Genomic DNA, 23,077 nt, shown 5'->3' with positions numbered 1-23,077 from the left:
CCGGCGCCCAGCGTGGCCGGGACGTCGCCACCGCGCCCTCGGCCCCGGCCAGTGCGCCGCGCCTCAACCTGGACCTGCCGCTCTCGCAACGCGGCCCGGTGGCCGCCAGCCGCTCGCGGGCCTTGCTGGAGATCGCGCCCAATCCGCCGGAGCTCAAGACCAAGCTCCAGAAGGACATGGAAAAAGCCTTGCGCGAGGACTGCCGCAAGGCCTATGCCGAGAACGGCCTGCTGGCCCTGGGCGCCATGGCCCTGGACGCGCTTCGGGCCAAGGGCTGTAAGTTCTAAGTTGCCACTGCGTGTCAGGCCCCCCGAGGGGGTCAAGGAAACTTGGGGCGGCCCGGCGTTTCCTTGTCGAACCGTCAGCCCCGCGGGTACAGCACCATCTGCGTGCAGCGGAACAGGGCCAGGGTCTTGCCGGTGTCGGCATGGGTGACCTTGGCGTCCCACAGCTGGGTGCTGCGGCCGGCGTGCACCAGGGTGGCCGTGCAACGCAGCAGGCCGTCGCGGGCGGTGGCCAGGTGGTTGGACTTGATCTCGAGGGTCGTGAAGCTCTGCGCGCCCTCGGGCAGGTTGGACATGCAGCCGAAGCCGGCGGCTGTATCGGCAAGGGTCAGGATGCTGCCGGCATGCAGGTAGCCGTTGGGTGCCATCAGGTGAGGCTGGACGGGCAATTCAGCTTCGATCTCGCCGGGGCGCTGGGCGGTGATGACGATGCCGAGGTGGCCGGGCAGGGTGCCCTGGCTGCGGGCGTTGAACGTTTCGATGGACATGAGGGCAGGGGGTTGGGTCCCCAGGCTGGAGGATCAGCCGACCAGCATAAGCGCATCGACCCGCAAGGCAGGCGCGGGCCCGGCGGGCCGCCCTCAGGCGACCGGCTCAGGGGCGGGCTGCGGCACCGGCGGCTGCGAGGCCGTGGTCTCGGGCAGCAGGCCCAGCGCCCAGTCCTCGCCGAAAAGCTCGCTGGGATGTGGCGTTCGCACCGAGCCATTGCCGCAACGCATGCTCTCGCTGGGGCAGTAGAGGTCGCAGCCCCAGCAGACGCGCTGCGGCTGGGAGGGCAGGAGGGGAAACTTCTTCGCCATGCCACACACTGTGGAGGGCTGCCGCCCGCAGGGTTTTGCGCCAGCGCAAGCTCGCGTGGCCTCCGGCATGGGGGAGCGGGCGCGCTAGGATCGGGCCCTCTGCCCAGCGGCGGCATCCGGCTGCCTGGGGCCGAGTTGCCGGAGGAATGAAGATGAAGACTGCATCCCGTCGCCACGCCTGGGTGCTTGCTGCCGTCCTGCTGTGTTCGGCCGGCCTGGCTCAGGCCGGGACCAAGGAAGACATCGCGGCCGACATGCGTGCCCAGCGCTGGACCCAGGCCGAGCAGAAGCTCGACGGCGTGCTGCGCAAGCATCCCGAGAACGCGCTGGCGCACTTCTGGCTTGCCGAGGTGAAGTTCGAGCAGGGCCAGATCGACGCCGCCAAGGCCGAGCTGCAGAAGGCCCGCGAGCTGGATCCCAGCGAGAGCTTCGCCAGCAGAAAGACCATGCTCCAGCGCATCGACCAGGCGCAGGCCGGCGCGATCCGCGTGGAGCCGCCTGCCAGGCAGCAGGCCTTGCCGCAGCCGGCGCCCGTGCAGGCGCAGCCTGCCGCCGAGGCGCCGCGCCAGGAGCGTCGGGAGTCCTCGTCTGGCGGCATTTCCTGGTTCTGGTTGCTGGTCCTGGGCGGCGTGGGCTTCGTGCTGTGGCGCAAGCTGCGCCGAAGCGCGGCCGGCAACACGCCGGCTGACATCGATCGCTGGCGCGGGGCCCTGATGGAGGCTCACAAGGACCTGGGCGATGCCGTCGCCGCGGCCGACGCCAACCCAGCCTTCAGCCCCGAGCAGAAGCTCGCCACCTATGACCGCGTGCGCAAGGCCCAGGCCGATATCAGCGCCCATATCGGCACCCTGGCCACGCGCCGGGACTTCGCCGAGACCGAGAGCCTGATCCTGCGCTCTCGCGACATCGCTGCCGAGATCCGGGGCGAGGAAAAGCCCAGCGACAAGGCCCTGCGTCTGCAGGAGGCCCGGCTTCAGGCCGAGGCACAGGCCCGCGCCCAGGGCCCGGGCTATGGCGGCATGCAGCCCGGTTATGGCGGCGGGGGCGGCAATGCCCTGGGCACCGTGGCTGCGGTGGGCCTGGGCGCGGTGCTGGGTTCGATGATGAGCGGCAGCGCCGAAGCCTCGGACCGCCACCGCCGTCATTCCGACGATGGCAGCGGCGGTGGCGGCTACATCCCCTTCGACAACGGCCCCTCGAATGACCTGGACCTTGGCGGCAGCGATGGCGGGGCCAGCTGGGACAGCGGCGGCGACATCGACGTTGGCGGCGGTGGCGGCGGCGACTTCGACTGAACTCTGCTCTGACAGGAAAGCACATGGGACAAGCAAAGCTTCGCGGCACCCCCGAACAGCGCAAGGAGGCCGCCATCGAGCGGCAGCTCTCGCTGCGGCCCAAGTACATCGTCTGCAACCACTGCCGGGCCGAGCTGTCCGAGATGACACCCATGGACATCGCCGGCATCCGCGGCATCGAGGCCGCCTTCGCCGCGCACTGCGCACACTGCGGCCATGACACCTATGCCATCAAGGGCGAGCGCGAGGCCGTGGCCCAGATGCACATGGCCATCGAGGATGCCGCCGGGGCCCAAAGCCTGGCGGGCGTCGTGCCTGCCGCGAACCGGCGCTGAGGCAGGGCAGCGCATGAAGTGAGCCAGCGGCCCGTGAGTCGCAGGCCCTCGCCCAAGGCGAGGCGGCCCGAGCCTAGATTGCCGGGGCTCCATGCCGCGGCCCGCCCGCGCTCCGAATCAGCGACAACCGGTCTGCGGGCATAACGTTCAGAGTGCGGGCCTGGTTTTCCATTCGCAATGCCTGCCCTGATTCCTGACGACTTCCCGGCGCCCCGCCAGCTCCATGCGGCGGGTTTCCAGCTCCAGGTAGGGTCCCCGGTCTACCCCTAGCTCAAACCCATCAAGTCCCGGCTGGAGAACGATCGGCGCAAGACGCTGTTCCAGGCGCAGGCCTTCTTCTGACTGCCCGAGGCCGGTCTGGCCCTTAACGGCCGTCGCATTCCGGGGCGTGTGCAGGGCCGTGCCGAATGGGAGGCGATGGCCGCAACGGCGGGCTGAGCCTGCGCGCACCCACCAGAATTCCCATGGGCATCGGCGATGATGCGGCTCAACCCGAATCCACTGCAGAAGATCCCCGGACATGCCCGCCGCCCTCGTTGCCTCCGTGCTCGCCAGCCTGACGGCCGCCGTTGCCCTGCTGCTGATCGTCGTGCTGGGCCGGCGTGCCAGGGCAGGCGCCGGCTCCTGGCCCGAGGTCGGGCGGGCGCTCGCACGGCGCGCCCGCCGGCCGCTGCGATGGCTGATGGTGGTGGCGCTGCTGGCTGCCGGCGTCGAGCTGCTGCTGCCGGCGCAGCGCATCTCCACGGAGGTCTATCAGATGGAAGTCGTCGAGGCCGGGGGCGTCAGGCTGTCCTACTCCGTGTGCTGCACCGGCGGCGGCGTGGACGCCTGCGTGGCGCCAGGTGGCACAACCCTGCGGCTGGGCCAGCCCGTCGAGCTGCGCAGGACCCGTCTCCTGGGGCGGTGTACCGCGCAAGCGATGGAAGGGCCGCCTGCGCCCTGCCACTGCAGCTAGACCGGGGCCCGGAGCATCCACGGGGCCGCCGCTTCGGCAGTGAATGACGCCCCAGCTGCTATCGCATGCGCCATCCCACGGAACGTGCATGTCATCAAGGGGCTCGTCCCGCTCGTTGCCGCCTTGCAGGGCGGTCTGCTCGGGGCCTGCGCAGCCGCCGTCGAGCCCGTGCGGGTGTCGATCGATGCACGCATCGGCACGGAGGCCAGAGGCCGCGAGCGTGGCGAGCAGGCGACCCGGGCCGACATCGCGGCGGGCACGCTGAAACTGTTCGAGTCGATGGGGCCTTGAGACGGTCAGGGACCCGCAGCGCCGGCACGTGCGGGAGCGGCTGCTGCGCGCCAAGGGCGTTCGCCTGGATGGCGGCCCCGGCTGCACGGATGCGGCCAAGCAACGCGGCTTCGCCACGGCCTACAACGAGCGCATGAGCGCCGAGGTGCAGCGCCGCTTTCTTTGGCGCCAACGCTCTGTTTGGCCCACTCCAGCTGGTGTCGGGCCTGCTCCTGCTGGCCGTGATCGGGCTCCTGCGGGTCGGCGCAGTCTCGGGTGCGCGGGGCCTGTTCGCCGGCCAGGGCCCTCGCGCGCTGCTGCGTTCCCTGGGCACTTCCCTGCTGCTCGCCGCGGTCCTTGCCGTGCAGCCGGCGGTGCATGAACTCGGCTTGCGCTGCCTCATCGCCCTTCAGCGCGAAACCCTGGAAACGGCCGCGCAGGAGGCGCTGGCCACAGCCAGGGACGATGAGTACCTGTGGCGCACCGCCTTCGATATCTGGCCCGCGTTCCTGGGGCCAACCCGTGCCGCGGCCTGGCGGCAGGGCGAGCTGCTCTTCCTTGACTTCGAGGGCTCGCCGGATGCCGCGGTCGGGCTCTGCTACAACCTGCGCCATCTCGCGCACAGAGGACTGCAGCACGCCGCTGGGCGGCCCCTGGTACCGATTCCACTCGTGAAAAAGCCCTGGCGGCCGCAGCGCACCAGGGCTTGATGAGCCAGCGAAGGGCGGTCAGCCCTGGCTGATGCGCTGAGCCAGATGCGCCAGCGCCTCCTCGACCTGGTCCACCAGCACCAGGCACAGATCGCCCGGCTGCAGGCGCTCCAGGGCGCGGTCGATGGCGACGAACTCGCCGCGGATCTCCTCGATGTGGGCGGTGCGGGTGGCACCTTCCAGGCCCTGGCGCAGGAGCTTGAGCACCTCGCCGTCCTCGCGACCGCGCTGGCAGGCGTCCTGGAAGAGGAGGGCGTCATCGAAGGCGGCGCCCAGGATCTGGGTCTGGATGCGGATGTCCTCGTCGCGGCGATCGCCGGCGCCGGAGATCACCACCGAGCGGCGCTTGGCCGGCAGGGCTTCGACGGCCGCGACCAGCGCGCGCATGGCATCGCCGTTGTGGCCGTAGTCGGCGATCACGGTGGCACCGCGGTAGTCCATCACGTTGAAGCGGCCGGGGACGTTGTCGCTGTCGCTGTTGAAGCTGGCCAGGCCGCGACGGATGGTGTCCCAGTCCAGCCCGATGCCCCAGGCCGCGGCCACGGAGGCCATGGCGTTCTCGACCTGGAAGGGGATCATGCCGCCGCGCGTGAAGGGGATGTCGCGCAGGGGGATGCTCTCGCGCCAGGCGCCTTGCGCGGCGACGAGCTGGTCGCCGTCAATGAAGACGCAGCGCTTGCCCTGGGCGCGGTGTGCCGCCATCAGCGCATGGTGGCGGTCGGTGGTGAAGAAGATGACCTGGCCCGGGCAGACGCCGGCCATGTTGGCCACCACCGGGTCGGAGGCATTGAGCACGGCAAAGCCGCTCGGGGCCACGTTCTGCACGATCACGCGCTTGACCAGGGCCAGTTCCTCGACCGTGTTGAGGAAGTTCATCCCCAGGTGGTCGCCCTCGCCGAGGTTGGTCACCACGGCGACTTGGCAGCGGTCAAAGCCCAGGCCCTCGCGCAGCACGCCGCCGCGGGCGGTCTCGAAGACGGCGGCCTCGACGTCCGGGTGCATCAGCACATTGCGGGCGCTCTTGGGGCCGGAGCAGTCGCCGCTGTCGATCTGGCGGCCGTCCACGTAGACGCCGTCGGTGTTGGTCATGCCCACGCGCAGGCCGCAGGTCGCGAACATGTGCGCGATCAGCCGGGTGGTGGTGGTCTTGCCGTTGGTGCCGGTCACGGCGACCACAGGGATGCGGCCGTCCTCGCTCTTGTGGCCGTGGCCGTAGAGGTGGTTGACGATGGCCTCGCCCACATTGCGGCCCTTGCCGAAGCTGGGCGAGAGGTGCATGCGCAGGCCCGGCGCGGCGTTCACCTCGACGATGCCGCCGCTGATCTCCTCCAGCGGGCGCAGCACGCTCTCGGCCACCACGTCCACGCCGCAGACATGCAGTCCCACGACCTGAGCCGCCGCGATGGCGCGGGCGGCGACGTCGGGGTGCACGTCATCGGTCACATCGGTGGCGGTGCCGCCGGTGCTGAGGTTGGCGTTGTTTCGCAGGATCACGCGCTGGCCCTTGGCCGGCACGGACTCGGGGGTCAGGTCTTGCTGGGTCAGGCGCGCGACGGCGATGTCGTCGAAGCGGATCTTGGTCAGCGAGGTGGCATGGCCGTCGCCGCGCCTGGGGTCGGCATTGACCTTGTCGACCAGCTGCTTGACGGTCAGGACGCCGTCGCCGATCACATGCGGCGGGTCGCGGCGGGCGGCGGCGACGAGTTTGTCACCCACCACCAGCAGGCGGTAGTCGGAGCCGGGCAGGAACTTCTCGACCATCACGTGGCCGATCTCGTCAGCGGCCTTGTAGGCGGCCTCCAGCTGCTCGCGGCTGGTGACGTTGACGGTCACGCCCTTGCCCTGGTTGCCGTCCTGGGGCTTGACCACCACGGGCAGGCCGATCTCCTGGGCGACTTCCCAGGCGTCATCGACGGACTCAACCGGGCGGCCGATGGGCACGGGCACGCCAGCGGACTGCAGCAGCTGCTTGCAGAGGTCCTTGTCCTGGGCGATGGACTCGCTGACCGCGCTGGTGGCATCGACCTCCGCGGCCCAGATGCGGCGCTGCTTGGCGCCCCAGCCGAACTGCACCAGGCTGCCCTGCGTGAGGCGGCGGAAGGGGATGCCGCGCTTGACGGCGGCGTCCACGATGGATCCGGTGGAGGGCCCCAGGCGAACATCCTCGTCGGTCTCGCGCAGGCGCTTCAGGCACTCGTCGATGTCGAACGTACCTTCGCCCATGGCGGCCAGGACCAGCCGCGTGGCGTCGTCCATGGCCATGCGGCCGACGTCTTCCTCGCTGTACTCGACCACCACCTGGCAGGTGCCCGGCTCGCCGGTGACGTGTGTGTGGCTGAAGGTGACCGGGCAGCCGGCCTGTGCCTGCAGGGCCAGGGCGGCCTGCTCCAGCACTTGGGCCAGGCTCATCTCGGCCCGCAGGGCGCCGATGCCGGGGAAGAGGGCGCGCAGCCGCCCTTCGAAGCCGGCCAGGCCGCTGATGGCGCGTTCGGCTTCCGTGCAGTGCACCACCGCTTCCATGGCGGTGTGGCGGCTCCACATATTGGGGCCTCGGAGGGCGCGGATGCGAGAGACTTCCATGTTCGCGTCGTCTTTCGGGAGATTCGGTTGAGCGTGCGGGGTGGCGAGCTTACTGCGCCAGATCCGGCACGAAGGTGTCCAGGCCGGCGGAGATCAGCTCGGGCGAGACGTTCATGGCCCAGGCGGTGGCCACGGCGGCCAACAGGGTCGTGTCATCGGTGGGCTGCCCGGCCTTGGCGAAGCGCTGCGCCAGGCCGGCGATATTGGCGCCGACCGTCTCGCTGGAGCCCTGTGCCAGCACCGCGGTGCCACCCTGCAGGAAGACGGCGCGGCCACCCTTGGCGCGGTGCGCCTGGAGGGCCTCGTTGCCTTCCTCGCGGGCGTAGAGCAGCACCTCGCCATCGCTGAGTTCGGCCATCTCCACGAGACGCGGCTCGGCGGCGTTGAGCACTGCCGCGCCCTCGGCCAGGACCACGTCGATCTGGGTGCGCAGCACTTTGAAGCGCTGGTCCTCGGTGAGGGTGTCGTAGTGGCTGAGGTCCACAGTGGCGGCCATGTCGGTCACCACGCCCACCTGGCAGCGGTCGTAGGCCAGGCCGTCCTTGAGGATGGAGGCGGCGTCGTTCTGCACCACCACGGCATCGACCACGCGGTTCATCAGCAGGCGGTGTGCAGCGTCCCAGCGGATGCTGGCGCGCTTCTCGACGCGGCGCGGACCCAGGAAGAGGCCGTCGCCGCAGGCCAGACCCACATGGCGGCCATTGAGGTGCAGCAGCCAGGCCACCAGGCGGGTGATGTGGTTGCCGCCCTGCGAGGCCAGCACGCCCACCACGGGGATGCGGCCGGTTTCATCCTCGGCGAAGAGGTGATCGATGATGGCCTGGCCCACCGGCTGGGGCATGCCCTCGGCGGGCTTCAGGTGCATCAGCAGGCCGGGGCCGGCATTGACCTCGACGATGGCGCCGCCGGTCTCGGACAGGGGCTTGGAGATGTCGGTGCTGACCAGGTCCACGCCGGCGATGTCCAGGCCGATGGTGCGCGCCGCCAGCGAGACGGCATGGGCCACCTCGGGGTGGACCTGGGCCGTGCAGTCGATGGCAACATTGCCGTTGCGCTGGATCAGCACGCGCTGGCCCACGGCCGGGACGGACGCGGGCGTCACGCCCTGGCGCTGCAAGTCCAGAAGCACGACCGCGTCTTCGCCCAGCGTGATGCGGTTGAGCGGGAAGTCCTCGGTCAGGCCGCGGCGCGGGTCGGTGTTGATCTGGAGGTCGACCAGCTGCGTCAGGGTGTGCTGGCCGTCGCCGGTGATCCAGGCCTCGTCGCCGCGGGCGGCGGCCACGACCTGGCCGCCCACCACCAGCAGGCGGTGCTCGTTGCCGGGGATGTAGCTCTCCACCAGCACCTCGGAGCCTTCCTTGTCGGCCAGCTCGAAGGCGGCGGCGACGTCGGCCTCCTGGCGCAGGTCCAGGGTGACGCCGCGGCCATGATTGCCGTCAGAGGGCTTGACCACCACGGGCAGGCCGATGTCCTGGGCGGCCTCCCAGGCCTCGGCCGCAGTCTTGACTGCGGTGCCGGCGGGCACGGGCACGCCCACGCTCTTGAGCAGGCTCTTGGTGAGGTCCTTGTCCCGGGCGATGCCTTCGGCGATCGCGCTGGTCATGTCGGTCTCGGCGGTCCAGATGCGGCGCTGGCGGGCGCCGTGGCCCAGCTGCACCAGGTTGCCGTCGTTCAGGCGGATGTGAGGGATGCGGCGATCCGTGGCGGCGGCCACGATGGCGGCGGTGGAGGGGCCCAGGTAGCAGTCATCGACCTTGTCGCGGATGCGGTCCACGGCAGCCTTCACGTCGAAGGCCTCGGCGTTGATCATGGCCATGATCAGGGCGTGACCCTCGGCCAGCGCGGCGCGGGCCACCTGCTCGTCGCGGGCCCGGAAGACCATGCGGTAGACGCCGGTCTTGGAGGTCGAGCGGGTCTGTCCGAAGCCCGTGGGCATGCCGGAGAGGTTGAGCAGCTCGATGACAATGTGCTCCAGCACATGGCCCATCCAGGTGCCCTCGGTGAGGCGCTGCAGGAAGCCGCCGCGTTCGCCCACACCGCAGTGGTGCTCGACCAGGGCGGGCAGGGCGGCCGTCAGGCGGTCGTTGAAGCCCTCGAGCTTGTGGGAGGGGAATTCCTCCAGCCGGCCCAGGTCCAGCCAGACCTCCAGGACGGGGCGGTAGGTCCACATATTGGGACCACGCAGGTAGTTGACGCGCAAAAGCTGGATGTCGTCGTGTCGGCTCATGGGGCGGGGCATGGACGGGTCGGAAGGGGAAGGCTGGCCAGGGCCGGGATGTGCGTCTGGCGACCAGGCGCCATTTTGCTCTCAGTTTGGGGCGGGTTTGCCCGTTCGGTGAGTGAGGACCTGCTCGCCTGTCATCGATCAGGCGGCGGGAGCGTTGCAGGATGCGCGAAAATCGCGCGGTCGCCGGCAGCCGCCCCGGGGGCGTTCAGAACGAAAGAACAATGCAGCATCAACATCCTGTGGACGACGCGTCCGCCAAGCATCCCGAATGGGCGACTCTGACTTCGCGTCTCTTGAAGGGCGAGAACGTCCTGGCGAGCCTGGAGGTTGACCTCGACGGTCAATTGCGTTTTGGCGTGGGCCTGCTGGCCCTCACCCGGCAGCGCCTGCTGGCCTTCGACGCTGGCACCCGGGAATGGTCCGAATGGCCCCTGCGCCCCGGGCTGGATCTGCGCATCAGCGACCACGCCGGCGTGGGTTGCCTGGAGCTGGTGGATGCCAGCGGCCGCCTGGCCTTCTGGCGTTTCACCCTGGCGATCAACCTGCAGGCCCAGCGCTTCCAGGAGGCTTTCGAGCGCCGCGAGGAAGGCCCGCGCACCGAGGCCGAGGAGGTGGGCTTCTGCCCCAGCTGCAAGGCGCCGCTGCCCCCGGAAAGCGAGGAATGCCCCACCTGCGAGCGTGAACTGCACACGCCGCCCTCCACCTGGGTGCTGCTGCGCCTGTGGCGCTTCGCCAGACCCTACCAGGGCCAGTTGCTGCTGGGCTTCCTGCTGATGCTGGGCGCCACCGGGGCCACCCTGGTCGGCCCCTACCTCTACCGCCCGCTGATGGACGAGGTGCTGATCCCCTTCCAACAGGGCCACAAGATCGACCCCTGGCTGGTGGCCTACTACCTGGGCGGCCTGCTGGGCGCCGGGCTGGTGTCCTGGATTCTGGGCTGGGCCAAGACCTACATCCTGGCCCTGGTGTCCGAGCGCATCGCCGCGGACATGCGCACCGCCACTTTCGAGCACCTGCTGTCGCTGTCGCTGGAGTACTTCGGCAACAAGCGTACGGGCGACCTGATGTCCCGCATCGGCTCCGAGACGGACCGCATCAGCGTCTTCCTCTCCCTGCACGCCCTGGACTTCATCACCGACGTGCTGATGCTGGGCATGACGGCCGTCATCCTCTTCTCCATCAACCACTGGCTGGCCCTGGCCACCCTGCTGCCACTGCCCTTCATCGCCTGGATGATCCACCTGGTGCGGGATCGGCTGCGCACGGGCTTCGAGAAGATCGACCGCGTCTGGGGCGAGGTCACCAGCGTGCTGGCGGACACCATCCCCGGCATCCGCGTGGTCAAGGCCTTCGCCCAGGAGCGCCGCGAGGCCCGGCGTTTCAAGGAGGCCAACCAGAACAACCTGAAGGTCAATGACCGGCTCAACAAGACCTGGAGCCTGTTCACGCCCACGGTCTCGCTGCTGACGGAAATCGGCCTGCTGGTCGTGTGGGCCTTCGGCATTTACCTGGTGTCCGACGGCGCCATCACGGTGGGCGTGCTGACCTCCTTCCTGGCCTACATCGGCCGCTTCTACGGGCGCATGGACTCCATGAGCCGCATCGTCTCGGTCACGCAGAAGGCGGCGGCCGGTGCCAAGCGCATCTTCGACATCCTGGACCACCAGTCCAATGTGCCGGACCCCGTCAATCCGGTGAAGCTGGACGGTGTGACCGGGGGGCTGCAAATCCAGGACATCGGCTTTCGCTACGGCAACCGCGCGGTGATCCGCGGGCTCACGCTGGACATCCAGCCCGGCGAGATGATCGGCCTGGTGGGCCATTCGGGCTCGGGCAAGAGCACGCTGGTCAACCTGATCTGCCGCTTCTACGACGTCACCGAGGGCTCGATCCGCATCGACGGCACCGACCTGCGCCGCGTGACGGTGGCCGACTACCGCCGCCACATCGGCCTGGTGCTGCAGGAGCCCTTCCTCTTCTTCGGCACCATTGCCGAGAACATCGCCTACGGCAAGCCGGACGCCACGCGCGAGGAGATCGTCGCTGCGGCCCGCGCCGCCCATGCGCACGAGTTCATCCTGCGTCTGCCCCATGGCTACGACAGCCTGGTGGGTGAGCGCGGCCAGGGCCTGTCCGGTGGCGAGCGCCAGCGCATCTCCATCGCCCGGGCCCTGCTGATCAACCCGCGCCTGCTGATCCTGGACGAGGCCACCTCGGCGGTGGACACCGAGACCGAGAAGGAAATCCAGAAGGCCCTGGACAACCTGGTCAAGGGCCGCACCACCATTGCCATCGCCCACCGCCTGTCCACCCTGCGCAAGGCCGACCGCCTGGTCGTGATGGACCGCGGCCAGATCGTCGAGGTCGGCCCGCATGACGAGCTGATGGAGAAGAAGGGCGCCTACTGGCGGCTCTACGAGGCGCAGGCCCGCCGGGTCGATGCCGAGGAGGCTGAGCCCATCGCCCTGCCCAATCCCAATGCCCACACGGTGAGCGCCTGAGCCGCAGAGAGCCCCCCATGACGACCCCCTACCAGCGCCTCTCGCGCAATGCCTTCGGCCGCATCGACCTGATTGACACCGAGGGCCAGTTCCACGGCAGCGTGACGCCCGTGCGCGCCCACCCCATCTCTGCGCCCGACGAGGGCATCTCCCTCGTGGGGCAGGACGGCCACGAGCTGGCCTGGATCCCGCACCTCTCGGCCCTGCCGAGCGCCGACCGCGCGCTGCTGGAGGCTGAATTCGAGGTGCGCGAATTCATGCCCACGGTGCAGGCCCTGCTGGCCGTGAGCACCTTCTCCACGCCCAGCCAGTGGACGGTGAAGACCGAGCGCGGCGAGGCCCAGTTCATCCTCAAGACCGAAGAGGACATCCGCCGCCTGGGCGAGGGCAAGCTGCTGGTCACCAGCAGCCACGGCCTGCAGTTCCTGGTGCCGGACCGCTTCGCACTGGACCGGCATTCGCGCAAGCTGCTGGAGCGCTTTCTCTGATCAGGCTCTGAGCGCGCGGCGGGCGCGCTTGCTCTTCAGCAGAACACGCGCGCTGCGGCGCTGAGCCGCTCGGTGCGCTCCTTCAGCTCGCCCGAGGCCGTCACCGACTGCTGCACCAGGTCCGCGTTCTGGCCCGTCATGTGGTCCAGCTGGGCCACGGCCTGGCTGATCTGGGCCAGGCCCTGCGCTTGCTCCCGTGTGGAGAGGCTGATGCCGGCGATCAGGGCCGCGAGGTCCTTCACTTCCTCGACGATGCCCTGCATGGTCTGACCGGCCTCGGTGACTACATGGGCACCGGCACTGACCTGCTCGGTGCTGCTCGCGATCATGCTGCGAATCTCTCGGGCCGCCTCGCCCGCGCGCTGGGCCAGCACCCGCACCTCGCTGGCCACGACCGCGAAGCCGCGGCCCTGCTCGCCAGCGCGGGCAGCCTCGACGGCGGCGTTGAGGGCCAGGATATTGGTCTGGAAGGCGATGCTGTCGATCAGGCCGATGATGGGTGCGATGCGCCGGCTGGATTCGCTGATGCCGTTCATGGTCTTCACCATGGTGTCCATCTGCTCGCCGCCCAGCCGAGCGTTCTCGCGGGCCTCGGCGATCAGCTGGGCCGCCCGCGCCGCGGAGGCCGCGTTGGCGCTGACCGCGGCGCTCAGCTGGTCCATGGAGGCGGCTGTCTGCTGCAACTGGGCGGCGGCCTCTTCGGTGCGCGCATGCAGGTCCTGGTGGCCCAGGCGCATCTCGTGGCTCGCCGCATCCATGCCTAGGGTCTGGTGCTGGACGTCGCCGCTCAGGGCCTTCAGGTTCAAGCCGACCTGGTTGAGTGCGCGCAGGGCCTTGCCCAGGGCATCGCTGCGCGCGGGCTGGCGGACTTCCTCGATCCGTCCGGAGGCCAGGGCCTGGACGTGCTCATTGAGCCGCAGCACGGGGCGAACCAGCTGCCACTCCTGCCAGGCCAGGGCCAGAACGGTCATCAGGCCGCTGCCCAGGGCCAGCATCAGCAGGGCCGGGCCGCCCAGGCCGGCCAGCGCGGCCCCTGCGAGGCTGCCCAGCCACAGCAGGGCCAAGGGCAGGGTGCAGCGGGCACGCCAGGGCAGGGTATGGGCCAGGGCCGCGGGGCTGAGGCGCGCGCGCGGCAGCACCCAGCCCTGGTGCAGGCGCGGCGTCTTGGCGCCGCCCTTGCGCAGCGCGCCGTAGAGCTGCTCGGCAGCCTGTACCTCGCCCGCCTGCGGCCGGGTGCGAACCGACACATAGCCCAGCAGCCGCCCCTCGCGATGCAGGGGCGTGACATTGGCCTTGACCCAGTAGTGGTCGCCGTTCTTGCGGCGGTTCTTGACGATGCCCGTCCAGGCCTGGCCTGCCTTGAGGCTGCGCCAGAGGTCGTCGAAGGCCTCGGGGGGCATGTCGGGGTGGCGGACCAGGTTGTGGGGCTGGCCCAGCAACTCTTCGATGCGGAACCCGCTGGCCTCGCTGAAGGCGGCGTTGGCGTAGGTGATGCGTCCCTGGGGGTCCGTCACCGACATCAGGGTGGCATCGTGCGGGATCTCGTGGGCTTGCTGCGTGACAGGCAGGTTCTGGCGCATGGGACTTCCTTGGAAGGCCCCATGCTAGGCAGCGCCCTGCGCGCACTCCATGATCTGGTGCAAGTTTCCCGGGCCCTGTCGAGGCCACGCCGCGCCGTGCTGTGGCGCAGGTCACGCTTGGCCGGCCGGCGCCGGGGCATGCCCGGCGGGTGGCCTGACTCAGTCCAGCCGGAAGGATGCGATCGACTCGGACAGCTGGTGCGCCTGCTCTCGCATGGACTGCGCCGCCGCCGCCGACTCCTCGACCAGCGCGGCGTTCTGCTGCGTCATCTGGTCCAGTTGGGCGACCGCCTGATTGACCTGCTGGATGCCGTCGCGCTGTTCGGCGGAGGCCGCGGCGATCTCACCGATCAGGTCGGAGACGCGGCTGACGCTGGCCGTGATGTCCTGCATGGCCTGCCCGGTCTGCTGCACCAGCTCCGCACCCTGCTCGACATTGCCCATGGAGGTGCCGATGAGGGTCTTGATCTCGCGTGCGGCCTCGGCGCTGCGCTGCGCCAGGGAGCGCACCTCGCCTGCGACCACCGCGAAGCCACGGCCCTGCTCGCCCGCGCGGGCGGCTTCCACGGCGGCGTTCAGCGCCAGGATATTGGTCTGGAAGGCGATGCCGTCGATCACGCCGATGATGTCGCCGATCTTGCGTGAGCTGTCGGTGATGCGCTGCATGCTCTGCGTCACCTGGTCCACCACCAGGCCCCCGCGCTGGGCGGCCTGCGCGGCCGAGACGGCCAGTTGGTTGGCCTGGCGCGCCGTGTCGGCGGACTGGCTGACGGCGCCGTTCATCTCCTCCATGGAGCTGGCGGTCTGCTCCAGGTTGGAGGCTGTCTGCTCGGTGCGGGCGGAGAGATCGTGGTTGCCCTGGGCAATCTCGCCCGCCGCCGTGTTGATGGAGTCGCCCGCGGCGCGCAACTGGGCCATGGTGCGATTGAGCGCCTGCACCATGTCCTGCATCTGGCCGATCAGGCTGGCGTCGGCGGCCGTTCCCGGGGTGATGCGCAGGTCGCCCTCCGCCACGGCTCGCATGGCGGCGATGGCCACGCTGGGCTCGCCGCCCAGCTGCTGCAGCACGCTGCGGGTGATGGTCCAGCCGACAAGGCCGACGCCGGCCAGGACCAGCACGCCCAGCCCCAGGCGGCCCAGGGCTGCGTCCCAGACCTGGGCCGTGACGTCGTCCAGGTAGAGGCCGGAGCCGACCATCCAGTTCCATTCCGGGATCGCCATCACCAGCTGGAGCTTGGGCACCGGCGCAGTCTTGCCGGGGCGGGGGAAGTGGGTCAGCACGTAGGCACGGCCGTCGCGGCTGGACCGAATGCCGTCCATCAGCTGCTGGATGATGTCGTTGCCGGCGCCGTCCTTGACCTTGCCCACCATGTTCTGGCCGACCCAGTCCGGCTTGAGGGGGTGCATCACGCTGACGCCGTCCAGGGTCCAGGCGTAGAAGTACTCGGTCTTGCCGTCGGCGCCGCCGTAGCGGCCGCTGCGGATTACCTCCCGGGCAATGGCCTGAGCGGCTTCCTGGCTCATCTTGCCGCTGGCAGCCTGCTGGCGGTAGTTATCGACGATCTGATGGATGGACTGCACCGCGGTCTGCAGCATCTCGCGGCGGCTGCCCTTGATCTCCAGATAGGTCTGGTAGGTGGTGAGTGCCAGCAGCACCAACACACCCAGCATGGCGCTGAGGGTGAGCAGGGCGATGCGACGCCGGAAAGACCATTGGTTCAGCATGTCTCGTCTCCTGTCCGCTTCTTGCCATCGAGTGCGGCGTTCTACCGAGCGGTCGAATAAGTGTGAGCTACTTTCGTACTTGCTTGAAATATTGAGAACGGTTGCATCGTCAGGGCTGCGACGAAATGCACAGCCCGGCTAGAATTGACGTTTACGTAAACGTAAATTGGCTCCCGGCGCCGATGATGCTGGGCGCCGGCCTGGACGCGCCCTGTAGCCTGGCGCGCAGGCGTTCGACAACTTGCCTCGGAGACTGAGATGAACCTGCCCGGCCTGAATTTCCAACTTGGTGAAGACATCGACGCGCTGCGCGACGCCGTGCGCGACTTTGCGCAGGCCGAGATCGCCCCGCGAGCCGCCGAGATTGACCACAAGGACCAGTTCCCCATGGACCTGTGGCGCAAGATGGGCGAACTGGGCGTGCTGGGCATCACCGTGCCGGAACAATACGGCGGCGCCAATATGGGCTACCTGGCCCATATGGTCGCGATGGAGGAGATCAGCCGTGCCAGCGCTTCGGTGGGCCTGTCTTATGGCGCGCACAGCAATCTGTGCGTCAACCAGATCAACCGCAACGGCAACGAGGCCCAGAAGCAGAAGTACCTGCCCAAACTGATCAGCGGTGAGCACGTGGGCGCGCTGGCCATGAGCGAGCCGGGCGCCGGCTCCGACGTCATCAGCATGAAGCTCAAGGCGGAGGACAAGGGCGGCTACTACCTGCTCAATGGCACCAAGATGTGGATCACCAACGGCCCCGACGCCGACACGCTGGTGGTCTACGCCAAGACCGAGCCCGAGCTGGGTGCCCGCGGCGTCACGGCCTTCCTGATCGAGAAGGGCATGAAGGGCTTCTCCATCGCCCAGAAGCTGGACAAGCTGGGCATGCGCGGCAGCCACACCGGCGAGCTGGTCTTCGAGAACGTGGAGGTGCCGGCCGAGAACGTGCTGGGTGCCGTCAACAGCGGCGCCCGGGTGCTGATGTCTGGCCTTGACTACGAGCGCGCCGTGCTGACCGGCGGCCCCCTGGGCATCATGCAGTCCGTGATGGACAACGTGATCCCGTACATCCACGACCGCAAGCAGTTCGGCCAGAGCATCGGCGAGTTCCAGCTCATCCAGGGCAAGGTCGCCGACATGTACACCGTGCTGCAGGCCGCCCGCTCCTTTGCCTACACCGTGGCCAAGAACCTGGACATGCTGGGCACGGACCACGTGCGCCAGGTCCGCAAGGACTGCGCCTCGGTGATCCTCTGGACCGCCGAGAAGGCCACCTGGATGGCGGGCGAGGGCGTGCAGATCTTCGGTGGCAACGGCTACATCAACGAGTACCCGCTGGGCCGCCTGTGGCGCGATGCCAAGCTGTACGAGATCGGCGCCGGCACCTCGGAAATCCGCCGCATGCTGATTGGTCGCGAGCTGTTTGCCGAGACGATGTGAAGCCGCGCCGGGGGCTGACAAGCCCCCGGAACGAAGTCAGCCTTGCCCAACGGGCAGGGCTGCTCCGCCCCACGATTCGACAATGCAGCCATGAGCACCGAACTGCAAGAACTGCTGGACAGCAACAAGCGCTGGGCCTCCGACACCGAGTCGCGCGAACCCGGCTTCTTCTCCCGCCTTCTGAAGCAGCAGACGCCTGAGTACCTCTGGATCGGCTGTGCCGACAGCCGCGTGCCGGCCAATGAGCTGGTCAACCTGCTGCCTGGCGAGCTCTTCGTGCATCGCAACGTGGCGAACGTCGTGGTGCACTCGGATCTCAACTGCCTCTCGGTCATGCAGTTTGCGGTGGACGCGCTGAAGGTCAAGCACGTCATCGTGGTGGGCCACTCCAACTGCGGCGGCGTCAAGGCCGCGTTGCTGGATCAGCGCGTGGGCCTGGTCGATAACTGGCTGCGCCATGTCCAGGACGTGCGCAACCACCACATGGAGTGGCTGGAGACCCTGGACGAGCGCCAGCGCGTCAACGCCCTGTGCGAACTCAATGTGCTGGAGCAGGCCCGCAATGCCTGCCAGACCACCGTCTTGCAGGACGCCTGGGCGCGTGGCCAGGAGATCGTGGTGCACGGCTGGGTCTACGGCTTGCACAATGGACTGCTGGAGGATCTGCGCATCACCGTGGGCGCTCCCGAGCAGCTGGCCCCGGCCTTCCAGCAGGCCTTGAGCGCGGTCAAGAAGCGCTACGAAGCGGCCCGCGTAAGCTGAGCGCTTTTCCGCAGCCCCTCGCACGCCCGCCATGTTTCCCCAGCAGCTCACCGACTCTCGCGCCCACCAGATCGCGCAGGCCCTGCTGGGCGGCTTCAACAAGCACTACCGGCTCTTCCGTGCCACCTCGGCCGAGGCCAAGCATCGCTTCGAGCGGGCGGACTGGCATGGGCAGCAGCGGGCGCAGGCGCAGCGCATCGAGTTCTATGACAAGCGGGTGGACGAGGGCGTGGAACTGCTCGAGAAGCAGTTCCAGGTCAGTCGTCTGCCCATGGCCGTTTGGCAGCAGGTCAAGCTGCACTACATCGGGCTGCTGACCAACCACCTGCAGCCGGAACTGGCCGAGACCTTCTTCAACTCGGCCTGCACGCGCATCCTGCACCACGCCTACTTCCACAACGACTTCATCTTCGTGCGGCCCGCCGTCTCGACCGAATACATCGAGAACGAGGAGCCTGCCGCCACGCCCACCTTCCGCTGCTACTACCCCACGCGCGAGACGCTGCGGGAGACGATGATCCGCATCGTCCACAACTTCCAGCTGGCGCGAGACTTCGAGGACCTGGGCCGCGACATCGACCACGTGCTGGGCGCCGTGCAGCGCGAGCTGGGCCTCTTCCGCTGGCGTACCAATTTCCAGATCCAGGTGCTGTCCAGCCTGTTCTACCGGAACAAGGGCGCCTACCTGGTCGGCAAGATCATCAACGGCTTCACGGAGACGCCCTTCGCGCTGCCCATCCTGCACAACGGGCGCGGCTTGCTGGAGATTGATGCGGCCCTTTTCGGCGAGGACGACCTGCTGATGCTCTTCAGCTTTGCCCGCGCCTACTTCATGGTCGACATGGAGGTGCCCAGCGCCTACGTGCAGTTCCTGCGCTCCCTGATGCCACGCAAGCCGAGGGCGGAACTCTACAGCGCCATCGGCCTGCAGAAGCACGGCAAGAACCTGTTCTACCGCGACTTCCTCAACCACCTGCGCCACTCCAGCGACAAGTTCCGCATCGCCCCCGGCATCAAGGGCATGGTGATGCTGGTCTTCGACCTGCCCAGCTACCCCTTCGTCTTCAAGCTGATCAAGGACTACTTCCCGCCGCAGAAGGAGACCACGCGCGAGCTCATCCAGAGCAAGTACCTGCTCGTGAAGCAGCACGACCGCGTGGGACGCATGGCCGATACCCTGGAGTACAGCAACGTCGCCTTCCCGCGCTACCGCTTCGAGGAAGAGCTGATCCGCGAGCTCAAGACGTTCTGCCCCAGCCTTGTCGAGGAGAAGGGCGACGACCTCATCCTCAAGCACGTCTACATCGAGCGCCGCATGGTGCCGCTGAACATCTACATCCAGGAGGCCACGCCTGCGCAGCTGGAGCATGCCGTGGTCGAGTACGGCAACGCCATCAAGGATCTGGTGGCCGCCAACATCTTCCCCGGCGACATGCTCTGGAAGAACTTCGGCGTGACCCGCCACGGCAAGGTGGTGTTCTACGACTACGACGAGATCGAATACCTGACCGACTGCAGCTTCCGCAAGGTGCCTACGCCGCGCACGGAGGAGGAGGAGTTGTCCGGCGAGGTCTGGTATGCCGTCGGCCCGCGCGACGTCTTCCCCGAGACCTTCGGTCCTTTCCTGCTGGGCCATCCCGGCGTGCGCGAGCTCTTCATGCGCCACCACGCCGACCTGCTCGATGCCGAATTCTGGCAGGGCCACAAGGAACGCATCCTTGCCGGGCACGTGCACGACGTCTTTCCCTACGATGCGCACAAGCGCTTCCACGCCCAGCCCACGAACGCAGCGATCCTGGCCACGCCGGCTGAACCGCTGGACCGCGAGCTGCCCATTCAATAACTCATTGAGTCCATTCCAGGAGAGCCTTCATGTCCGACTCCATCGTCATCGTCTCCGCCGCCCGCACGCCCATCGGTGGGCTGCTGGGTGACTTCTCCAACCTCGCCGGCTGGGAGCTGGGCGCCGTGGCCATCAAGGCGGCCGTGGAGCGCGCCGGCGTGCCCGCCGATGCCATCCAGGAAGCCTTCATGGGCAACTGCCTGATGGCCGGCCAGGGCCAGGCCCCCGCCCGCCAGGCCGTGCTGAAGGCCGGCCTGCCGCAGTCCGTCGGTGCCGTGACCCTGTCCAAGATGTGCGGCGCCGGCATGCGCGCCGTCATGTTCGCGCACGACACGCTGAAGGCCGAGAGCGCCGACATCCTCATCGCCGGCGGCATGGAATCCATGACCAATGCCCCTCACCTGATGTTCGCGCGCAAGGGCGTGAAGTACGGTGCCACGCAGATGTACGACCACATGGCCCTGGACGGCCTGGAAGACGCCTACGAGCGCGGCAAGGCCATGGGCGTGTTCGCCGAGCAGTGCGTCAGCAAGTACGCCTTCAGCCGCGAGGCCCAGGACCAGTTCGCCATCGCCTCCACCGAGCGCTCCAAGAAGGCCAACGAGGACGGCAGCTTCGCCTGGGAAATGGCCCCCGTGACCCTGGCCGGCAAGGCCGGTGACGTGGTCATCAGCCGCGACGAGCAGCCCTTCAAGGCCAAGCTGGACAAGATCCCCGGCCTGAAGCCCGCCTTCAAGAAGGACGGCACCATCACCGCCGCCACCTCCTCCAGCATCTCCGACGGCGCCGCCGCCCTGGTGCTGATGCGCGAGAGCACCGCCGCCAAGATGGGCCTGACGCCCGTCGCCCGCATCGTGGGCACGGCCGTGCATGCCAATGCGCCCGAATGGTTCACGACGGCCCCGGTCGGCGCCATCCAGAAGCTGCTGGCCAAGAACGGCTGGGACGCCAAGAGCGTGGACCTCTGGGAAGTGAACGAGGCCTTCGCCGCCGTGACCATGGCCGCCATGGCCGAGTTCAAGCTGCCGCACGAGATCGTCAACGTCAACGGCGGTGCCGTGGCCCTGGGCCACCCCATCGGCGCCTCGGGGGCCCGCATCCTCGTGACCCTGCTGGGCGCGCTGAAGCACCGCGGCCTGAAGCGCGGCGTGGCTTCGCTGTGCATCGGCGGTGGCGAGGCCACGGCCGTGGGCGTCGAGCTGATCTGAAACTGAGGGTCGGGTCTTGCCCGACCCCAAGAGGCGCGGCCACCGGCTTGGATCCGGACCGCGCCTTCCTTTTTGACGCCTCCGAGGTGACATCCATGAAGCATGTCTTGATCATTGGCGCTTCCCGCGGCCTGGGCCTGGAGTTCGTGCGCCAGTACCGCGAGGCGGGCGACCGTGTCGTGGCCACGGCCCGCAGCGATGAAGGCCTTGCTGCGATCCAGGCCCTGGGCGCCAAGCCCCTGCGCCTGGACGTGGCGAATGTGGCCAGCTGTGCCGGGCTGGCCTGGCAGATCGATGGCGAGGCCTTTGACGAGGTCGTGCTCAACGCCGGCGTCTTCGGCGAACGCACGGACGGTCTGGTGACTCCGTCCGAAGCCAGCTTCAACCAGGTCATGCACACCAATGTGCTGGGCCCCATGCGTCTGCTGCCGCAACTGCTGGACAACCTGGCACCGCAGGCGCGGGTGGCGATGATCTCGTCCGTCATGGGCTCGCTCGCCCTGCGCGTGAACAGCCATGGCTGGCTCTACCGCGCCTCCAAGGCCGCGCTGAACTCGGTGATGCGGGACACCGCCCTCGAGGTCGCCGGTCGTGCCATTTGTGTGAGCCTGCATCCCGGCTGGGTGCGCACCGATATGGGCGGCGCCGACGCCGACATCGATGCTGCTCCCAGCATTGCCGGCATGCGCGCCTTGCTGGCCCGGCTGCAGCCGTCCGACAATGGCGGCTTCTTCAGCTACGACGGCCAGCCTCTGGCCTGGTGAGGCGCTCACGAGGCGCCCCTTCCTCGATCCACGCTGATCCGCGGATCCCCCCGATTTCCCCGTCCCCCGGAGTACCCCTCTCATGCTGCTCAGTGAAGACCATCGCGCCGTGCAGGACGCCGTGCGCGCCTTTGTCCAGGACCAGATCGCGCCCAAGGCGGCCGAGTGGGACAAGAGCCACCACTTCCCTGCCGAGGAGCTGAAGGGCCTGGCCGCGCTGGGCTGCTACGGCGTGGCCGTGCCCACCGAGTACGACGGCGCGGGCCTGGACTACCTGGCCCTGGCCATCATCCTGGAGGAGATCGGCGCGGGCGACGGCGCCACCTCCACCGTGGTCAGCGTCAACAACTGCCCGGTGTGCTCCATCCTGATGGCCTTCGCCGACGAGGCGCAGAAGCAGGAGTTCCTCAAGCCTCTGGCCCGCGGCGACATGCTGGGCGCCTTCTGCCTCACCGAGCCGCATGTGGGCTCCGAGGCCGGCGGCCTCAAGACCACGGCCGTGCGCGACGGCGACGACTATGTGCTCAACGGCGTCAAGCAGTTCATCACCAGCGGCAAGAATGGTGACGTGGCCATCGTGATGGCGGTCACCGACAAGGCGGCGGGCAAGAAGGGCATCAGCGCCTTCCTGGTCCCCACGAAGACGCCGGGCTATACCGTGGCCCGCATCGAGGACAAGATGGGCCAGCATGCCAGCGACACCGCCCAGATCCTGTTCGAGAACTGCCGCATCCCCGCGCGCTACCGGCTGGGCGAGGAAGGGCAGGGGCTGAAGATCGCGCTGTCGGGCCTGGAGGGCGGCCGCATCGGCATCGCTAGCCAGAGTGTGGGCATGGCTCGCGCGGCCTTCGAGGCGGCGCTGAAGTACAGCAAGGAGCGCGTGGCCTTCGGCGTGCCCATCTTCGAGCACCAGGCCATGCAGCACAAGCTGGCCGACATGGCCACGCAGATCGAGGCAGCGCGCCAGCTGATCTGGCATGCCGCCAGCCTCAAGGACGCCGGTCAGCCCTGCCTCAAGGAAGCGGCCATGGCCAAGCTCTTCGCCTCCGAGATGGCGGAGCGCGTCTGCTCGGCGGCCATCCAGATCCACGGGGGCTACGGCTATGTGAGCGACTTCCCTGTCGAACGAATCTACCGCGACGTCCGTGTCACCCAGATCTACGAGGGCACCTCCGAGGTCCAGAAGATCCTGATCGGGCGCGCCCTGGTCTGAGGATCGCCCCATGCGCCCCTGCAGGCCTGATCAAGCCTGCAGTGCGCCCTGGGAGCGAAAGTCCGGGCTGCGCGTGCGAGGGAAATGCCCTAAGGTCGAG

The 23,077-nt window shown here is 68.6% G+C and carries 19 protein-coding genes and 1 pseudogene; 14 read left to right on the top strand and 6 right to left on the bottom strand.

Going from position 1 to position 23,077, the window contains the following annotated elements:
• Positions 1–287, top strand: a pseudogene (locus H5407_RS07080) (hypothetical protein); the annotation flags it as partial.
• Positions 288–361: 74 nt separating this feature from the next.
• Here the strand turns inward: H5407_RS07080 and H5407_RS07075 are convergent.
• Complete coding sequence (locus tag H5407_RS07075) at positions 362–772, bottom strand: PaaI family thioesterase (RefSeq protein ID WP_183103737.1); 411 nt, start codon at positions 770–772, stop codon at positions 362–364.
• Positions 773–865: 93 nt separating this feature from the next.
• On the bottom strand, positions 866–1,084 hold the full coding sequence (locus H5407_RS07070; protein WP_183103736.1) for a DUF3079 domain-containing protein: 219 nt from the start codon (positions 1,082–1,084) through the stop codon (positions 866–868).
• A 152-nt stretch (positions 1,085–1,236) separates the two neighbouring features.
• Between H5407_RS07070 and H5407_RS07065 the strand changes: the two genes are divergently transcribed.
• From H5407_RS07065 to H5407_RS07045, 5 genes are all read left to right on the top strand, one after another.
• Positions 1,237–2,379 carry a M48 family metallopeptidase gene (locus tag H5407_RS07065; RefSeq protein WP_183103735.1) on the top strand — a complete coding sequence of 381 codons (1,143 nt, stop codon included), beginning with the start codon at positions 1,237–1,239 and terminating at the stop codon, positions 2,377–2,379.
• Positions 2,380–2,402: 23 nt separating this feature from the next.
• Positions 2,403–2,714, top strand: coding sequence for a hypothetical protein (locus H5407_RS07060; protein ID WP_183103734.1), 312 nt, complete (start codon positions 2,403–2,405; stop codon positions 2,712–2,714).
• Positions 2,715–3,234: 520 nt separating this feature from the next.
• On the top strand, positions 3,235–3,669 hold the full coding sequence (locus H5407_RS07055) for a hypothetical protein (protein WP_183103733.1): 435 nt from the start codon (positions 3,235–3,237) through the stop codon (positions 3,667–3,669).
• Positions 3,670–3,753: 84 nt separating this feature from the next.
• Entirely contained in the window at positions 3,754–3,960 is a 207-nt protein-coding gene (locus H5407_RS07050; protein ID WP_183103732.1) for a hypothetical protein, read from the top strand.
• Positions 3,961–4,157: 197 nt separating this feature from the next.
• The gene (locus tag H5407_RS07045; protein WP_183103731.1) at positions 4,158–4,649 is read left to right on the top strand and encodes a hypothetical protein; all 492 of its coding nucleotides are present in this window, start codon (positions 4,158–4,160) and stop codon (positions 4,647–4,649) included.
• Between the two features lie 18 nt (positions 4,650–4,667).
• On the opposite strand, the gene cphA (H5407_RS07040) is transcribed toward H5407_RS07045, so the two are convergent.
• Both cphA (H5407_RS07040) and cphA (H5407_RS07035) read right to left on the bottom strand, forming a co-directional pair.
• Positions 4,668–7,229, bottom strand: coding sequence for a cyanophycin synthetase (gene cphA, locus H5407_RS07040; RefSeq protein WP_183103730.1), 2,562 nt, complete (start codon positions 7,227–7,229; stop codon positions 4,668–4,670).
• Between the two features lie 49 nt (positions 7,230–7,278).
• Positions 7,279–9,456, bottom strand: a complete 2,178-nt coding sequence (gene cphA, locus H5407_RS07035; protein ID WP_183103729.1) for a cyanophycin synthetase — start codon at positions 9,454–9,456, stop codon at positions 7,279–7,281.
• 221 nt (positions 9,457–9,677) lie between these two features.
• Here cphA (H5407_RS07035) and H5407_RS07030 point away from each other — a divergent pair, with 221 nt between their 5' ends.
• Positions 9,678–11,957 (top strand): ABC transporter ATP-binding protein, encoded by a 2,280-nt coding sequence (locus H5407_RS07030; RefSeq protein WP_183103728.1) that lies wholly within the window; start codon positions 9,678–9,680, stop codon positions 11,955–11,957.
• 17 nt (positions 11,958–11,974) lie between these two features.
• The gene (locus tag H5407_RS07025) at positions 11,975–12,445 is read left to right on the top strand and encodes a DUF1854 domain-containing protein (protein WP_183103727.1); all 471 of its coding nucleotides are present in this window, start codon (positions 11,975–11,977) and stop codon (positions 12,443–12,445) included.
• Between the two features lie 35 nt (positions 12,446–12,480).
• Here H5407_RS07025 and H5407_RS07020 read toward each other — a convergent pair whose 3' ends face one another.
• Both H5407_RS07020 and H5407_RS24655 read right to left on the bottom strand, forming a co-directional pair.
• Entirely contained in the window at positions 12,481–14,025 is a 1,545-nt protein-coding gene (locus H5407_RS07020; protein ID WP_183103726.1) for a PAS domain-containing methyl-accepting chemotaxis protein, read from the bottom strand.
• Between the two features lie 159 nt (positions 14,026–14,184).
• Positions 14,185–15,750, bottom strand: a complete 1,566-nt coding sequence (locus tag H5407_RS24655) for a methyl-accepting chemotaxis protein (RefSeq protein WP_183103725.1) — start codon at positions 15,748–15,750, stop codon at positions 14,185–14,187.
• 258 nt (positions 15,751–16,008) lie between these two features.
• Between H5407_RS24655 and H5407_RS07010 the strand changes: the two genes are divergently transcribed.
• From H5407_RS07010 to H5407_RS06985, 6 genes are all read left to right on the top strand, one after another.
• Positions 16,009–17,187, top strand: a complete 1,179-nt coding sequence (locus H5407_RS07010) for an isovaleryl-CoA dehydrogenase (protein ID WP_183103724.1) — start codon at positions 16,009–16,011, stop codon at positions 17,185–17,187.
• 90 nt (positions 17,188–17,277) lie between these two features.
• Positions 17,278–17,949 (top strand): carbonate dehydratase, encoded by a 672-nt coding sequence (gene can / locus H5407_RS07005; RefSeq protein ID WP_183103723.1) that lies wholly within the window; start codon positions 17,278–17,280, stop codon positions 17,947–17,949.
• Between the two features lie 31 nt (positions 17,950–17,980).
• Positions 17,981–19,792 carry a bifunctional isocitrate dehydrogenase kinase/phosphatase gene (gene aceK / locus H5407_RS07000; RefSeq protein ID WP_183103722.1) on the top strand — a complete coding sequence of 604 codons (1,812 nt, stop codon included), beginning with the start codon at positions 17,981–17,983 and terminating at the stop codon, positions 19,790–19,792.
• 29 nt (positions 19,793–19,821) lie between these two features.
• Positions 19,822–21,000 (top strand): acetyl-CoA C-acyltransferase, encoded by a 1,179-nt coding sequence (locus H5407_RS06995; RefSeq protein ID WP_183103721.1) that lies wholly within the window; start codon positions 19,822–19,824, stop codon positions 20,998–21,000.
• Between the two features lie 95 nt (positions 21,001–21,095).
• Entirely contained in the window at positions 21,096–21,764 is a 669-nt protein-coding gene (locus H5407_RS06990) for an SDR family oxidoreductase (RefSeq protein ID WP_183103720.1), read from the top strand.
• A gap of 82 nt (positions 21,765–21,846) precedes the next feature.
• On the top strand, positions 21,847–22,977 hold the full coding sequence (locus tag H5407_RS06985; protein WP_183103719.1) for an acyl-CoA dehydrogenase family protein: 1,131 nt from the start codon (positions 21,847–21,849) through the stop codon (positions 22,975–22,977).
• Positions 22,978–23,077 lie beyond the last annotated feature (100 nt).

The organism is Mitsuaria sp. WAJ17 (assembly GCF_014174515.1).
In the GTDB taxonomy this organism is placed as follows: domain Bacteria; phylum Pseudomonadota; class Gammaproteobacteria; order Burkholderiales; family Burkholderiaceae_C; genus Roseateles_B.
Note: the sequence above shows the minus strand (reverse complement) of the source record. Positions and strands in the feature narration are given on the sequence as shown.